Annotated in this window: 13 protein-coding genes; 7 read left to right on the forward strand and 6 right to left on the reverse strand. The window is 42.5% G+C overall.

What is annotated here, in order from left to right; all coding sequences use genetic code 11:
- Positions 1–27 precede the first annotated feature (27 nt).
- The 4 genes from JMW61_RS03985 (at position 28) to sstT (ending at position 4,628) form a co-directional block, all read left to right on the forward strand.
- On the forward strand, positions 28–645 hold the full coding sequence (locus JMW61_RS03985) for a cysteine hydrolase family protein (protein WP_201549698.1): 618 nt from the start codon (positions 28–30) through the stop codon (positions 643–645).
- Positions 646–882: 237 nt separating this feature from the next.
- Positions 883–2,535: a leucyl aminopeptidase gene (locus JMW61_RS03990; protein ID WP_201549699.1), complete on the forward strand. Its 1,653-nt coding sequence runs from the start codon at positions 883–885 to the stop codon at positions 2,533–2,535.
- Positions 2,536–2,598: 63 nt separating this feature from the next.
- Complete coding sequence (locus tag JMW61_RS03995) at positions 2,599–3,099, forward strand: DNA polymerase III subunit chi (RefSeq protein ID WP_201549700.1); 501 nt, start codon at positions 2,599–2,601, stop codon at positions 3,097–3,099.
- 326 nt (positions 3,100–3,425) lie between these two features.
- Entirely contained in the window at positions 3,426–4,628 is a 1,203-nt protein-coding gene (gene sstT / locus JMW61_RS04000; protein ID WP_201549701.1) for a serine/threonine transporter SstT, read from the forward strand.
- An 85-nt stretch (positions 4,629–4,713) separates the two neighbouring features.
- On the opposite strand, the gene JMW61_RS04005 is transcribed toward sstT, so the two are convergent.
- The 5 genes from JMW61_RS04005 to JMW61_RS04025 form a co-directional block, all read right to left on the reverse strand.
- Positions 4,714–5,253 (reverse strand): hypothetical protein, encoded by a 540-nt coding sequence (locus JMW61_RS04005; RefSeq protein ID WP_201549702.1) that lies wholly within the window; start codon positions 5,251–5,253, stop codon positions 4,714–4,716.
- A gap of 3 nt (positions 5,254–5,256) precedes the next feature.
- Positions 5,257–5,577, reverse strand: a complete 321-nt coding sequence (locus JMW61_RS04010; protein WP_110922096.1) for a chaperone modulator CbpM — start codon at positions 5,575–5,577, stop codon at positions 5,257–5,259.
- Between the two features lie 117 nt (positions 5,578–5,694).
- Complete coding sequence (locus tag JMW61_RS04015) at positions 5,695–6,696, reverse strand: DnaJ C-terminal domain-containing protein (protein ID WP_201549703.1); 1,002 nt, start codon at positions 6,694–6,696, stop codon at positions 5,695–5,697.
- Between the two features lie 444 nt (positions 6,697–7,140).
- On the reverse strand, positions 7,141–9,201 hold the full coding sequence (locus JMW61_RS04020) for a lipoprotein N-acyltransferase Lnb domain-containing protein (protein WP_201549704.1): 2,061 nt from the start codon (positions 9,199–9,201) through the stop codon (positions 7,141–7,143).
- A gap of 128 nt (positions 9,202–9,329) precedes the next feature.
- Positions 9,330–9,821, reverse strand: coding sequence for a DUF3015 family protein (locus tag JMW61_RS04025; protein ID WP_110922099.1), 492 nt, complete (start codon positions 9,819–9,821; stop codon positions 9,330–9,332).
- 501 nt (positions 9,822–10,322) lie between these two features.
- Between JMW61_RS04025 and JMW61_RS04030 the strand changes: the two genes are divergently transcribed.
- On the forward strand, positions 10,323–10,685 hold the full coding sequence (locus tag JMW61_RS04030) for a septal ring lytic transglycosylase RlpA family protein (RefSeq protein ID WP_110922100.1): 363 nt from the start codon (positions 10,323–10,325) through the stop codon (positions 10,683–10,685).
- Between the two features lie 115 nt (positions 10,686–10,800).
- Here JMW61_RS04030 and JMW61_RS04035 read toward each other — a convergent pair whose 3' ends face one another.
- Positions 10,801–12,810, reverse strand: a complete 2,010-nt coding sequence (locus JMW61_RS04035) for an ATP-binding cassette domain-containing protein (RefSeq protein WP_201549705.1) — start codon at positions 12,808–12,810, stop codon at positions 10,801–10,803.
- Between the two features lie 454 nt (positions 12,811–13,264).
- Between JMW61_RS04035 and erpA the strand changes: the two genes are divergently transcribed.
- Positions 13,265–13,645 (forward strand): iron-sulfur cluster insertion protein ErpA, encoded by a 381-nt coding sequence (erpA, locus tag JMW61_RS04040; protein ID WP_110922102.1) that lies wholly within the window; start codon positions 13,265–13,267, stop codon positions 13,643–13,645.
- Between the two features lie 351 nt (positions 13,646–13,996).
- Complete coding sequence (gene gshA / locus JMW61_RS04045; protein WP_227687352.1) at positions 13,997–15,571, forward strand: glutamate--cysteine ligase; 1,575 nt, start codon at positions 13,997–13,999, stop codon at positions 15,569–15,571.
- The last annotated feature ends 27 nt before the right edge of the window (positions 15,572–15,598 follow it).

Raw genomic sequence — 15,598 nt, forward strand, 5'->3', positions numbered from 1 at the left:
GTTTATGCCATACGGAGAATAAAACTTGTGAATAAAACCACGTCTATACCCTCTACCTTACTTGAGCTCGCTGGTGGCTCATTTGATACGCTTGATTGGTCCAATTGCGCTATCGTCCTTATCGATTATCAGAATGAATATGTCGATGGTGCCATGCCATTAGGACAAGCTGGCGCTAAAGCTATCGCAAACGCACGCCTACTGCTGGATAAAGCCCGTCAGCAAGATATCCCTGTCTTTCATATCATGCATCACGGCCCGGAGGATGGTAATGTCTTCGATCCATTGTCACCCAACATCGAGATTGTCGAGCTATTAAAGCCGCATGATGGCGAAACAGTAATTGCCAAAAAGCATCCTAATGCTTTTCACGACACCCAGCTTCAAGCACTTATTAAAGCAGCACAGAAAAAGCAAATTATATTTGCTGGCTTTATGAGCCATATGTGTGTCAGCTCAACCGCCCGCGCCGCATTTGATTTGGGTTTTCAAAACTTTGTGTGCCATGACGCCTGTGCCACTCGTGATCTACCTAGTGCCACAAAAGAAACGATAAGCGCCGACGTCATGCATGACACAGCAATGGCAGCACTACAAGATAGATTTAGCGCATTGGTAACAACGGATGAATTGGTTAACGGCTAGTTAACTATTTTACTTAATTTCACTCACCATAAACCATTGATACAGTATTAAATGATTGTGTAAATGGGTACAGCAGAATGGGTCAAACTCATTACCCAAGACTTGCTAACTGCGCACTGTCATCGCAATATGCTACACTATTGTGGTTGCTCGATAGACCAAATAATCTAATAATCTGACAGGTACAAGCAATCACACAAATCCTGCAATTTTCATAACTCTAATAAGGATAACTATATGAATATTAAATTATCTCAGCACCTACCAAAGACTCATACACAAAAAATTCTAAAAAAAGAAGCAAAGAGCAAAGATGAAGCTTGTCTGGTTGTTTTAGTCGATGACAAGAAAAAAATCTTAGCTGAATCTGCTCTGACTGATTACACTGCACGTATTGAGCAATTGATTGACGTGTCACACTTCAAAGGTAAGGCTGGTGAAACGGTTGTCGATTATGCATTGGCAGGCGACAAAAAAACCACCAAGCAAAACCCTGTACAACTATTACTAGTCGGTGTGGGCAACACAGATAAGTTTAACAATACTGTCCTGCAGAAAATTGCTAACACTATTTATAGCAGTACGCAAAAGCGTGTGTCTTCTATCACTGTCGCATTGGGTGATGCTCTAGAAGAAAATCACTTCGGTCAATTCGCTCTTAATCTGTTGGCAGCGAGCTACCGCTTTGATAAATACAAATCTGAGCAAGCAACGCCTGTACTAACTGATATCTACCTAGTTGCTGATGCTGCATTACAGCCTGCACTAGCATTTGCACAATCAGTGTTTGCAGGTCAGAGCCTGACTCGCGATGTAGCCAATGAACCAGGTAACATCTGCTTCCCAGCTTACATGGCAGAAAAAGCCCAAGAACTTGCAGCGACCTATCCTGACCTACTAACCGTTAAGGTACTGGGCGAAGATGAGATGTCAGCGCTAGGTATGCATTGTTTCTTAGCAGTTGCGCAAGGCTCTACCAAAGAAGGCAAGCTCGTACTCATGGAGTACCGTGGTAAGTCTAACTTCAGTAGTGATGCTAGTTCTACCAAAACAACGACTAGCAGTGCTAAAGTCAGCGGCGGTCTAAAAGCATTGGCTGATAAACTGCCAACCAAAAAAGCGGCTAAAAACAACGATGCGGATGCGAATGTGCAAGCAACAAATGATGATGCCCCTATCGTATTGGTCGGTAAAGGCGTAACGTTTGATTCAGGCGGTATCTCTATCAAGCCCGGTGCAGCAATGGATGAGATGAAGTTTGATATGGGTGGCTCAGCTTCAGTACTTGGCACAATCAAAGCATTGTGTGAAGCGCGTCTACCAATCAACGTAGTCGGCGCGCTAGCCTGTGCTGAAAACATGCCATCAGGTGATGCTACTCGCCCAGGCGATATTGTCAAAGCAATGAACGGTCTATCAGTTGAAATCTTGAATACTGATGCCGAAGGTCGCTTAGTATTGGCAGATACTTTATGCTACGTGCAGCGTTATCAGCCAAAAGCAATTATTGATGTTGCAACCTTGACCGGCGCTTGTGTGGTTGCACTCGGTAGTGTTCGCTCGGCCGTATTTAGTAATGATGAAGACGTGTTGTTTGACTTAGAAAATGCCAGTAACTTATCAGGTGACCTCATCTGGCATATGCCGTTAGATGATGAATATCAAGCGCAGCTAGAATCACCTATCGCTGATTTGCAAAACATCGGTGGTAAAGGTGCAGGTGCTGTCACTGCTGCTTGCTTCTTGTCTCGCTTTGTAGAAGAAGGTCAAGCATGGGCGCATTTAGACATCGCTGGCACGGCATGGAACTCAGGTAAAGACAAAGCTGCAACTGGTCGTCCAGTACCACTATTTATGCAATATCTAAAAAATAGCGCAGACATGGTTTAGTCAATCAATGACAGTCAATTTATGAAAACTATTTGATGAAAATCACTTTATGAAAAGCACTTTATGAAAATTAGCTTTTATGTTTTAAGCGAGAGTAAAGCCCAAGATTTCTTGGGCTTTATTTGTCAATTGACCCAAACGGCGCTCAATAAAAGCACGCAGTCACTGCTGATTCTTATCGAAGATGATGCGTTACTATCGTCGCTTGATGAAGCACTTTGGGCACAAGAGGCCACGAGCTTTATACCACATCAATGCCTTTTGGATACGGGTACACAAGGTACTGATACTGAAAGCACCGATGTGGATGCTGCTACTGCCAATACTGATAATGAATCGCTAGCACCTGTCCTACTTGGCAACTATATGCCAGCCGACTTTAAGGGAATCGTGCTTAATACTACGATACGTCCCGTGAATACTTTTATGGCAGCGACCAGTAACGCGCAACCAACTCGAGTGCTTGAGCTGATAAAACCTGATGCGACCAGTGTTGAAGAAGGTCGTAATAAGTATAAAGCTTATCAACAATTAGGCTATGAGCTAACTCATTTTAAAGTTTAAGTTGCAGCCTGCACCATAATTTCTCTTCAATTTCTCACGAAAAATCACGATTTCTCATCAGAGAATATCCGCCAATTTTTTCATATTAAGTCTCTACCTTCGCCTTACCCGCCTATACCGGTTCGTGGTAAAGGTAGGCGCTTATCTTAAAAAATGCTACCATCCTTCGATTAATTTTCTGTTTTCACTATAAACGTCTTATTTACAGTCAAATTATTTCAAAATGGCGACCAAGCAACCGAGCGGACATTGCGTATTCTAAGCAAGGTTAATGCGGTAACTGTTTATAAATAATTTGGAGTATTGACTAAATCGAGGATGTATAGATGCGTTCACTAATTGCGATGTACCAGCGTATAGGGCTAGTGCCGCTCATTATTATTGGTTTAATTTTAGGAGTATTGATTGGTTGGCTAGCACCAGGAATCGGTATTGCATTGGGACTACTGGGTACGCTGTTTGTGGGTGCACTAAAAGCCGTTGCTCCGATACTGGTATTTGTTTTGGTCATGGCTGCTATCAGTCAACACCGTAGCGGCAACAAAGTTTATGTCAAACCTGTACTTATCATGTATATGTTCGGCACTTTTTTGGCTGCACTGACCGCGGTAGGTGCCAGCTTTTTATTCCCGACTAACTTAGTCTTGATAAATGCGACGATTGAGCAAGTACCACCAGCCAACTTAGAAGCCGTATTGACCAACTTACTGATGAACTTGGTGGCCAATCCTATCAATGCCATCGCTGAAGCCAATTATATTGGTATCTTGGCATGGGCCATTATCATTGGTTTTGCACTGCGTCAAGCCAGTGATACTGCACGAACAGTGGTCAGTGACTTTTCTGATGCGATCTCGCAAGTGGTCAAATGGATCATTGCGCTAGCACCTTTCGGTATCTTAGGCTTGGTTGCAAATACTGTCGCTGAAACAGGCTTTGCTTCTTTGGCAGGTTATGCACGTATCTTGATGGTGCTCATCGGCTGTATGCTATTTATTGCGTTGGTCGCCAACCCTCTTATCGTGCTAGTCAAAACGGGCAAAAACCCTTATCCGCTCGTATTCAGATGCTTACGTGAATCAGGGATTACGGCTTTCTTCACTCGCAGTTCAGCGGCTAACATTCCAGTGAATATGAACCTTGCGCGCAAACTAGGTCTGCATGAAGACACTTACTCTGTGACTATTCCACTAGGTGCCACTATCAATATGGCAGGTGCAGCGATTACGATTAACGTCTTAACGCTTGCAGCAGCACATACTTTAGGTATCGAAGTAAGCTTTGCATCAGCGCTTCTACTCAGCCTTGTCGCAACCATCAGTGCTTGCGGAGCCTCTGGTGTCGCCGGTGGTTCATTGCTACTGATTCCACTTGCTGCTAGCTTATTCAACATTCCAAATGACATTGCTATGCAAGTGGTTGCGATTGGCTTTATCATCGGGGTGATACAAGATTCGGCAGAAACAGCACTGAACTCGTCAACGGATGTACTATTCACAGCAGCAGCTGATCCGACGTATTCTCGTTAATTTATAGAAAATCAAACGCTATAAATAGAGAAAATAAAAAGGGCCCAATTTATCATTGAGGCCCTTTTTTATTGGCTATCACTTATTAGTGTCGTGGCAGCTTACCAAAAGACCAGTACACAAATATAGACGCTAATGAAATAAAAATCATGAAATATCTTAATCGTTTTTTATCACTCTCAAGTATTGCCACAGTGTCGTCATAACTACGTATAACTTTATCTTCTGACTCTAAAGTGACCACCTGCAGCCTGTTATTGGATAAACTTGGAAAACCTTCTTGTTCATACCATCCAACAGTGGCCATCTGACCAATATAGGGCTCAAAATCTTCATTTGAACCACAACTGCGGTCAGATGTACCAAAAAATGCTTGTGAATATGCGCATGAAAACTCCAGTATTGTTTTGGTTTTTTTATCATAAAAAGCCAAATATTGGTGCGTCGACTTTGAGTCAGGATCAGGCCTCACTCTCAAAACATCTAGCTTGCCAGAATAATAATGTAGCTCGTTTTCCTTAGGGAAACTCATATCAGGATATGCCGTCATTAGCACACCACTCACAACAAATAAATTCACAGCAAGAAAGAAATCAAGTTTTCTAATAGGAGTAAATTTGACCACTAATTATTTCACCTCAATATCCACTTCAATCACTGGTGCTTGCAGGTCTAGTTGGCGTTTTAATTGGCGTAATTGCTCCACCTCATCTAACAGCTCAAGTATCAAACCAATCGCAGGGACACTGGCTTCAAAGTCGCGGCTAAGTCGTGAGGCACGGCGCACGGTCGTCAGCTGATAACCAGTAAACTGCTCACGTTCTGGCACATCATATTCAATAATATTTTCTTCAATCAATTCGATGACCCATTGGCGTTCTTGGCCACAGGCAGATACTAGCTCATCTAAGCTCATGATAATATCGGTCAATTCAGGCGAGTGTTTCATAGCTATTATCCTCGTTTGCGCTTTATTTCATCGTTATCGTATGGTCTTCATCTCTATTGCAGTGGTATCTGATTGTTATTAAGCACTGTTACTAAGCGCTATTACCAAGCATCGCCATTAGCGCTCTATAGTCGTCTCGGCAAAGGCTTGTTTTAATTGCTCATAAGCTTGGATAGCAGCCTCAGTATTGATATCAGGATTAATAATATTCAGGGTCAAATATAAATCACCCACTTGCTTGGCTGGAATACCTTTACCTTTTAATCGTAGATTGCTACCAGATTTACTATTTTTAGGAATGGTTACGCCAAGCTTACCTGCAGGCGTACTGACCGTTATTTTTTCGCCCAAAGCCGCTTCCCATGGCGCTATATTGACAGTCTGATAGACATCAGCACCTTCTATCCTGATATTGTCTGCATGCCGGATTTTGACTTTTAGAAATAAATCACCATTTTTACTACGACCAACACCAGCCGCACCCTGTCCTGCTAGGCGAATTTGCTTGCCATCAGTAATGCCTTTAGGAATTTTAATTTTGAGCGTTTTATTATCATAATCTACGCTGCCGTTAGGCTGACGAACGGGGACGTTTAATTTGATACTGTAATCATCACCATTATAGACCGAGGCCAAATCAACCGTAATCTCTGCATGTTGGTCTTGACCTTTGCTATCTTGCGACCCAAAACCGCCACGTTGTGATTGTCCACCAGCTTGACCATTAGTCGAGCCACGCGCGCCATGACCAAATGCTGAAAAAATATCATCGAAGCGAAAGCCACCATCGCCATAGGCTTCGCCATCACCGAACTGGTCTTTGACATCTTCCCAACGGAATCCACCCTGACCACCACTTGTAGATTGACCACCGAAGCCACCGGCACCAGCTTGACCTGCAAAAGGATTGTCTAACATGGCATCATATTCAGCACGCTTGTCCTTATCTCTGATGGTCTCGTAGGCATTATTAATCTCCGCAATCTTGTTGTCAGCATCCGGATGATCACTCACATCAGGATGATATTGACGAACGAGCTTGCGGTATTTTTTTTTGATATCGGCGTCTGAGGCGTCTTTTTTGACCCCTAAAATGTCATAGTAGTTTTTCTCTGCCATGTTATTAGTCCTCAAAATAAAAGCATGTTGATGATACTGGTATGCCAATTTTAAACGGTATAGTGTGACAGCTTATTTGACTGCGACATATCAGGTTGTGGCTATGACCTAGGGCGTGTTTGATATTCGACCATGGCACTGACAGCGACTATTTTTTAGGCAGTTCGACGTTAAAAATAGTAAGTTTAGTCATTCTAAGCGTCTATTTTTAACAATGAAGTGGCAAAAAAGAGTCCTGTCTCCTTCTGTTAATATTGGAGCTGATACTAAAACTGCCTCCCAGATCTATATAAGCAGTGCGTTGTAAACCTAGTTAAGGCACGAGCATTACCGTCATTTTACGCCTTGTCTGAAACAGTTTTAGCGATCAGCAGTGCCTATTTGTGAATATTCAACATGCCCTAATTATAATAGCAATAATAAATAAAGACGGTCATATAAATATTACCAATAATGATGCCAAGCTATTGCAGCATTCAACGTATCTGAGTCGTCTAATATCACATCATTATCAGCCGTTACTGTGTCAGAGTACGTCACTATCAGTCTGGCATCGTTATTCTTCGATAACTGTTGGCGTACTGTGAATTTGGTCAAATCAATGGCATTACGCCCTTCTCGTTTGGAAGCAATGTAAGATAACTCAGCACTTCGACTATCACGTTTTGCTCGCAAACCAAGCTCAATACCAATATCTGCGTGTTTGTCTTGGTCATGGACAGTCGCATTGACCATACCATAGCCAAGTAAATGCTGGCCAAATTTAGCACCTGCACCAATGCCCGCTTGCGCATAAGGGCTATGGTGGTTACCCGTAAACCAATCGGTACGAGCACCTGTTTTTAGTTGCCAAGACAGTTTAGGCTCACCTGATAACGGTTGTCTAAGATCTTCAATCTGTTGCATGTCTAAGAATACAAAATCCGTCAACGTCCATTGACGCTCATCAAAATTATAGCCCAATGAGGCCTTGACCGCTTCAAAACGTTTATCAATATCCGTATAGGCGTTGAGTGGATCTTTCACAAATAGTGATAAACCAACTTCTGCCATCTCATCAGATAAAACGATTCTGGTCTGCGTGGTTTTATTGCTCAATGCTGGAGACGCTTTATTCGGGACAGGCAGCTGAGCCAAACCATTGCTGGCTGGTAATGTAAAACGCTGACTTAATAACACGTTTTTAAAGGCTTGCTGCTTCGGCGTGTTGTCTTGTGATATTTTATAAGTACGATGCAAAATCAAGAAATCAAGCGCCAGTGCTCTGCTCTCTTCGTCCAACGTAGCAAGCGGCGCAGTGTCCTCTGTACGAATGACAGCGTTTATGATGTCTTGTATTGGCTTTGAGAGTTGTACAAACTTCTCACGCAACTGCGTTTGCTCCGACGGCAAATAACGTACCGAAGATACGAGTGACTCAGACTCAGTTTCGCTTTCATGCTCTAATAACTGATCGAATACATAATCTGGTGCATACCAAGGGCCTATTCGCTCAGTCGTTTTTACATCGCTTATCAGCTCAAGTATCTCGCCTGAACGATAACCACAGTTTTGCTTGATGAAGTAATAATCAAAACGAGCGGATTTTGCTTCATATAAATGGTAGTTCAATAATTGCGTATCGAACGTATCAAGATTGAGCACATACTCCCACATATCTCGTTGCTCATTCTTAGAGTATACCGCATCTTGTTTAAAGAACTCCGTCTCCGAAAAGCCCGCATCATAAAGTCCAAAAAGCCCTTTAATGGCATACATAGCACCATTTTCATTTGCTGGAATGCGAGCGCCAAAGTTATATGAGCTATTAAGCAAATCCTCGCTAGAAAGCTCTCTGACATCCTGTACCATAGAATCTGCATCATCTATAGGTATATTGGTCTTGACCAGTACATGACCGAATGAGGAGGCTGGATTTTTTAGATAATTGCTCACCAAAATTAGGCTTATTTCTTGATTGGGATCTGGTAATTGCGAGCAATTTTTAAGATCGACATTCAATTCAGGTAGGTGATGAGTGAGCCATAAATATCTGGCTGGATACTTGCAGACAACGCTTTCATCGTTACTTTGCTTTATCGTTGCCAAGAGTTCTGCATAAGGATCAAAATTGCGTTTTGAACGTGGCTTGGGGTTGGTTAAATAAAAATCTGGCGAGATAACTTCGGCCTTACCATTTTTATAAAATAATAAATGCTGCCACTGAGGATGCTTCGCCAATGACTTTAGGGTTAAAGAGTCGATAACAATATTTTTATTGGCACTTGATTTTTGCTCTTGTACTTGCTCTTCTGCCAGTGGTTGTATGCTCTGCTCAACATTTGGCAAACTATCGAGTTCGCTGATAGCTAAATGCGCTTCAATAGCCGTATCAGTGTTAGAAGCAATCTTATCTTCTTTGTCCATCATTACTGGCTTTGGGGTATAAGTATTTGATTCATCAAGCGCTGCCGCACCAGCAGTCGTTGCCGCAAAACAAGCTACCCATAAAAATAATTTTTGCATTTTATCCAGACACCCTAAATACATGAGCAATAAAAAACACGTAAGCGCTAGGCTTACGTGTTTTCATCATAAAATAATCAAAAGCTTCCGCATTCAAATAACAGCTGAATGCCTAATACTTTTAATCTTTAGATAGCACAGTTTTGCTTAACGATACCAAATAGCGCTTCTGCATTTTGATCTTGCGTAGCAGTACGATAAGCAGAAGTTTGAGCATATTGACCATATTGTGCGCGTACGCTAGCAGCTGAATCACAGTTAGCAACACTCTGTAGTGCTGATAAATGAGCGCCTTGGCCTGAAGCTAGGTCTTTTTCTACACTTGGGAATGCTTCTTTGATCAATACAGCAGCTCTAACATTACCACCTTGACAAGTGGCAGGAGACATAGAATCAGAAGTAGCCGCTGTTGTACCTAAATCCCAAGTCACGTTAGAGATAATAGCAAGGATAGGGCTTGAGTTACCGAACAAAGCGCCACCGATACCACATTGCTTGTAAATCTGTTCGATAGTACGGCCGGTATCTGCTGTCTTGAAGTTAGAACCAAGGTCAGCATTCGCTGTGCTAAACGGAATCATTGCGGCGACAACTGAAGCAAATACAATTTTTTTCAACATAAAACTTCCTTAAAGGATGATAAAAGATAGGTTATCCAGTAATACAATCAAATTTATTTTGAGTATTTTTGATAGATATTCCAGAACATTGTTTAACCTTTCGCATTGTACAAAATAGTAAGAATATAGCAAGGTTTTTTTACATTAGTTTCGATATTTTTGATTAGGCTTGTTGGACGTTAATTGTACTATATGAACAGTTTCAGCCTTTATATATTACCTATCTATGTCGTGTTACTAGCTTTCCAGTATTTTGTTGAGCTCTTTATAAGAATCAATCTCTATAAGACCATTTTTAGAACTTATTATCTTATTACTTATTCCAAAAAATGTCTTTTTCCCTTAAAAAACAGGCATTTGACCCTATGAGTTTTTTTACACGACAGTAATAATATGACAAGCTCCTTCTTGTAAAATCCCCCTATTATTCATACTCATAGGGAGTATAGATAACGTAGGCAAGAGTATCTGTCTATCTTATAAATTGCTTAAAGGTATTAAATGTCTTATTTAATCAAGTCTTTAGTTATCACTTTATCACTACTGCTTAGTACCACTGTTTTCGCTGGCAACACCAGCTATTATGGCAGCAAGTTTCATGGGAAACGTACGGCTAGTGGTAGTATCTTCAACATGAACTCATTGACCGCTGCGCATCGCACGTTACCGTTCGGCACGAAGGTACAAGTAACCAACCAAAAGACAAAGCAGAGCGTAATCGTAAAAATCACTGATAGAGGACCTTTTATTCGAGGCCGTATTCTTGATTTATCAAAAGCCGCTGCTGGTCAAATAAACTGTCAATTGTGCACGACGACAATGGAAATACTCTCTTATGGTGATGGTAAATACCGTAAGGAATAATGTAATAAAAAGGGAGAGCATTAGCTCTCCCTTTTTTATGCCTGCTTATATAATCTAAAAACTGCTGAACAAACACTAAAACCTTCTAGTTGCAGCTCTCTATATACAACCCCCTCTACTTGGCAGCAGATTCTATTTCCTCTAACGTCGTCATTGATAGCAATAGTTTCTCTTCGTTATCGCTATGCTGCTGTTGTAGTGCTGTTTGCTCATTGAGCAAAACAAGCAGATCTGACTTTTGCTTTTCTTCATAAAGCGTGGTATCAGCAAGCTTCTCTTCTAGCGTCACAAGCTGCTTATCAATCTTAGCCAATAGCTTTTCTGTGTCTTCTATCTCACGGCGAATAGGAGCAGTAAGTTTGCGTTGTTCAGCAGCTAACTTACGCTGCTCTTCTTTACTTAGTGCAGGTTCAGTAGCTTTACTCTTTGATGAATTATCAGATGCTTGACTGGTATTTGTTTCACGTGAAACAAACTTCTTGCTCTCTTTTTTACTTTTTTTCTTACCAGTATTTTTATCTGATGAATTCTCTTGCTTGCGCTTTTCTGCCAGCCATTTGCCATAGTCGCCGATATCACCATCGAACTCTTCGATAATACCGTCATGTACCAAATACAACTCATCACAAACGTTAGCAATCAATTCACGATCATGCGAAACCAAGACCACTGCCCCTTCAAAGCCTTGTAGTGCGATGGTCAATGCTTGACGCATTTGCAAATCTAAATGGTTGGTTGGCTCATCAAGCACCAAAACGTTCGGGCGCTGCCAGACAATTAATGCTAGCGTCAAACGTGCACGTTCACCACCTGAGAACAGCTCGCTTGGGGTGTCAATACGATCACCACGGAAGTCAAAGCTGCCTAAGAATGAACGTAGCATCGCATCAGACGTCTTGCCCGCTAGACGACGCAGCATTTCTATAGGTGTTGCCTTGGCATCTAAAATGTCCATTTGATGCTGGTTAAAATAGCCCAGTTTCAGCGTATCAGACATACGATACGTGCCTGTTAATACACCAAGCTCGCCAACCAATGCCTTAATCAGTGTTGATTTACCTGCACCATTCATACCTAGCAGGCCAAGACGCGTATCTGGCGTCACCTGTACATTAGCATTATGCAGCAGTGGTACGTCGCTATAACCAATATCTGCTTTTGTCAGCTCAATCAGCGGTGAGCTCATATTGGCTGGCTCATAAAAACGGAACGAGAACGGGTTGTCCGCCATCATTGGCGACAGCTCTGCCATACGCTCAAGCTGCTTGATACGGCTCTGGGCCTGTTTGGCTTTACTGGCTTTGGCACGGAAACGACGAATAAAGTCATCCAAATGCGCCTTGGTGGCTTCTTGCTTCTCAAACGCTTGCTGCTGCTGTGCCATACGCTCATGACGCGTGCGAATGAACTGCTGATAGTTACCCGTATAAAGGGTGATTTTTTGTTGCTCTACATGCAAAATATGACCGACCGTCGCATCCAGAAATGCTTGGTCATGCGAGATGACAATCACGAGACCCATAAAAGCATTGATCCACGTTTCTAGCCAAAGGATTGCATCCAAGTCCAAATGGTTGGTTGGCTCATCGAGTAACATAAGATCCGCACGGCTCATCAAAGTTTTGGCAAGGTTAAGACGCATACGCCAACCACCTGAGAACCCTTCTACTGGTAGCTCATGCTGATTGGTATTGAAACCCAAGCCCGCCATAATTTGCGCGGCTTTAGTTGGCGTACGATAGCCATCAATTTCATCAAACTGCTGATGCAATATGCCAATCTGCTCATCACTGACACTGCTCAAATCATTCAATGAAGCATTAATCTCATACCACTGCTCATCACCACTTAATACATAATCAATGGCCGTCTGCTTAGTCGCGCCAACTTCCTGCGCCATATGTGCCACATGCCAGCTATCAGGAATACTCACTTCGCCCTTATCAAGGGTAACTTCAGTATCGCCCTTACCCATTCGCGTGAGTAATAAAGCGAACAGAGTAGATTTGCCTGTGCCGTTATTGCCTGTTAAGCCAACCTTGTGACCCGGATGTAGCTGGAAGCTTGCACCTGCAAACAATTCACGACCATCACGGCGAACACCAACGTCTTTAAATTCGATCATATAATTTCTTCATCTCAACAGTAATATAAAAAATAAGGCAATAAAAACACACATCTGGCATGCTAACTGGCGGCTATTATTTCAAACGCTTGCCCGATAGGCAAACGATTAAATAACTATTTCAAAACTAAGTATTTATTGAAGTAAAAAGCCTTTCGCCTTATAAGCAATTATCAGGGTCACAAAGGCTTATATTGAATGCGATAAATTCGATTAGCAGCGTCACTCTTGACAAACGATTCGCGACCCCCATTATGATATACTGCTAAAAGATAAGTGCCGACTGTATACCCAAGCGTTTGGATGGCACAAACAGCTTATATTGCTCCAATAGCTTTATCCTAATAACAGCACCCAATTAAATCAAACGCCGTGCGTATCTTTATTTGCAACCATTTCATTGCAAACCCAAACAGGACGACGACCGCATTTGATCCTAGCAACTGAGGTAGATATGAACGAATCAGCCAACCAATTTAGTCCAAGCTCGAGCCAGCCAGTAGATCCAACGGTATTAAGCCTAACCGATAGTGCCGCACAAAAAGTACGTCGCCTACGTGAAGAAGAAGGTGATAGTGACCTGATGCTACGCGTCTATGTGACTGGCGGTGGCTGCTCAGGTTTCTCTTATGGCTTTAATTTTGCCAATGAGTTGAATGAAGATGATGCCAACTTTGACAATGAAGATGTGACCTTAGTAGTAGACTCACTAAGCTACCAGTATTTGCAAGGTTCTACTGTTGACTATACTGAAGGGTTAGAAGGCGCACGCTTTATCGTGACCAACCCGAACGCAACGACTACTTGTGGCTGTGGCTCTTCATTCTCAATCTAAATTAGCGGTATCCGTGAGTGTTCATTCAGATGCCCTAGTTATTGGCTATAGCGATGATAAGTAGCTTGACGTCATCTATTAAAAGCATCTATCTGCTAGGTAGGTGCTTTTTATTCACTTGGTTTTATAGTGCATAAATGACACGTTATTCAAAAACCAGTGTGGCTTAAATATCCGCTGACATTCAGACAGATAAGCCATTGTAAAGCTTATCGTATTTGTAATCGTCCGTGGTTTTCAAGGCAGCTTTGAGCTAAACTGACGGAATTATTAATCCAATATTTACCTCTTTTATGGTCGAACGCTAGTCGTGTTTTGATCCTCCATAATAAATAACAATAGATGACTATTATGAGTAATTTTGCGAGTAGCTTTGTGAACTTTGAAATCCCTAACTGGTTTGACAGCAAGCATTTAGCGGGCATGTTACGCGGTATCGAAAAAGAAGGTCTGCGCGTTAGACCTGACGGATATCTGGCCCAAACACCGCACCCAGCCAAACTTGGATCAAAACTCACCCATCCATTTATCACCACCGACTATTCAGAAAGCCTGCTTGAGCTCATTACTGACCCTAAGACCTCGCCAAAAGAAACGCTAAACATGCTGCGTCAGTTGCACGTATTGGTCTATCAAGCCATGCCTGAAGGTGAGCTGATGTGGCCACTGTCTATGCCATGTATGCTGTCATCAAAAGATGAAGACATCCCACTGGCAGATTATGGTAGCTCTAATACTGGTAAGCTCAAGACGTTATATCGTAGTGGTTTGGGCATTCGTTATGGTCGCCGTATGCAGACGATTGCTGGTTTGCATTATAACTTGTCTTTCGGTGACGGACTCTTTGACGTCTGGCAAGCGCAAACACCTACCGCGCAAGACCAAACGCCAACAGAATTCAAAAATGAAAAATACCTTGGGCTTATCCGTAACTTCAAGCGACTAACCAGTCTGGTTCTCTATCTATTGGGTGCCAGTCCAAGCGTTTGTCCTTGTTTCTTAGCGGGTCGCGAGCATGATTTAGAACTGCTAAACAACTCAACCTATTATAAGCCGACTGCCACTAGTCTGCGTATGGGCAAGCTTGGCTATACCAATAGTGTGCAAGAGCAGCTCGATATTCGTTATAACTACTTGCCAGAATATGTCGAAGGATTGCGCCGTGCGATTCAAACGCCGCACGAGAGTTTCGCTAAACTAGGGTTAGAGGATGCTGAAGGTAACTCTATTCAGATCAATAACCATATTCTGCAAATAGAAAATGAATACTATAGTCCGATCCGACCGAAACAAATTGCGATGAGTGGTGAAACACCAACTGAAGCGCTTGAACGTCGTGGTATCGCCTATGTTGAGTTTCGTGCCATTGATCTTGACCCTTATAGTGATGTCGGCATTCGTCTGTCTAGTGCTTGCTTTTTAGAAGTCATGGCACTGTACTGTCTACTCAGCGAGTCTCCTGATCTGTTACCTAATGAAGAAGAAGCTCTGGCTATCAACCTTGAACGTGTAGTAAACGAAGGTCGCCGCAACGATCTACACATTATCAATAACGGCGAAGAACAATTGCTTGAGAGCTGGATGCTGACACATCTAGAGCGTATGCAGCCACTGGCCGCGTTACTTGACGCTCATTATGGCGGCAATGATTACCGTGCAGCAGTCGCATTGATGCAAGGCAAAGCAGGGCACTCTGAGTCAACCATCTCAGCACAAGTAAATTCTGATAGTCAGCGTTTGGGCAGCTTATGGCAGCTTGGCTTCACTTTAGCACAGCAGCATCGCAATTCGTTACTGCAGCAAACGCTCAGTCCAAACACTCAAGCTAAGTATGAAGTGCTGGCAGAAAAATCGATACTTCAACAAGCAGATATCGAAAAAGCAGAAACAGAAGATTTTATGGAATTTTTGCAACAGTACCGCTAAATTCTGATCACCATTTAACATTTATAG

Source organism: Psychrobacter fjordensis, from assembly GCF_904845995.1.
GTDB lineage: Bacteria > Pseudomonadota > Gammaproteobacteria > Pseudomonadales > Moraxellaceae > Psychrobacter > Psychrobacter fjordensis.

Excerpts from the sequence above, each read along its gene's own strand:
- JMW61_RS04020 (WP_201549704.1), bottom strand. The coding sequence starts at position 9,201 with ATGCAAAAATTATTTTTATGGGTAGCTTGTTTTGCGGCAACGACTGCT.
- JMW61_RS03995 (WP_201549700.1), top strand. The coding sequence starts at position 2,599 with ATGAAAATTAGCTTTTATGTTTTAAGCGAGAGTAAAGCCCAAGATTTC.
- erpA (WP_110922102.1), top strand. The coding sequence starts at position 13,265 with ATGAACGAATCAGCCAACCAATTTAGTCCAAGCTCGAGCCAGCCAGTA.
- sstT (WP_201549701.1), top strand. The coding sequence starts at position 3,426 with ATGCGTTCACTAATTGCGATGTACCAGCGTATAGGGCTAGTGCCGCTC.
- gshA (WP_227687352.1), top strand. The coding sequence starts at position 13,997 with ATGAGTAATTTTGCGAGTAGCTTTGTGAACTTTGAAATCCCTAACTGG.
- JMW61_RS04010 (WP_110922096.1), bottom strand. The coding sequence starts at position 5,577 with ATGAAACACTCGCCTGAATTGACCGATATTATCATGAGCTTAGATGAG.
- JMW61_RS04030 (WP_110922100.1), top strand. The coding sequence starts at position 10,323 with ATGTCTTATTTAATCAAGTCTTTAGTTATCACTTTATCACTACTGCTT.
- JMW61_RS04015 (WP_201549703.1), bottom strand. The coding sequence starts at position 6,696 with ATGGCAGAGAAAAACTACTATGACATTTTAGGGGTCAAAAAAGACGCC.
- JMW61_RS03990 (WP_201549699.1), top strand. The coding sequence starts at position 883 with ATGAATATTAAATTATCTCAGCACCTACCAAAGACTCATACACAAAAA.
- JMW61_RS04035 (WP_201549705.1), bottom strand. The coding sequence starts at position 12,810 with ATGATCGAATTTAAAGACGTTGGTGTTCGCCGTGATGGTCGTGAATTG.
- JMW61_RS04025 (WP_110922099.1), bottom strand. The coding sequence starts at position 9,821 with ATGTTGAAAAAAATTGTATTTGCTTCAGTTGTCGCCGCAATGATTCCG.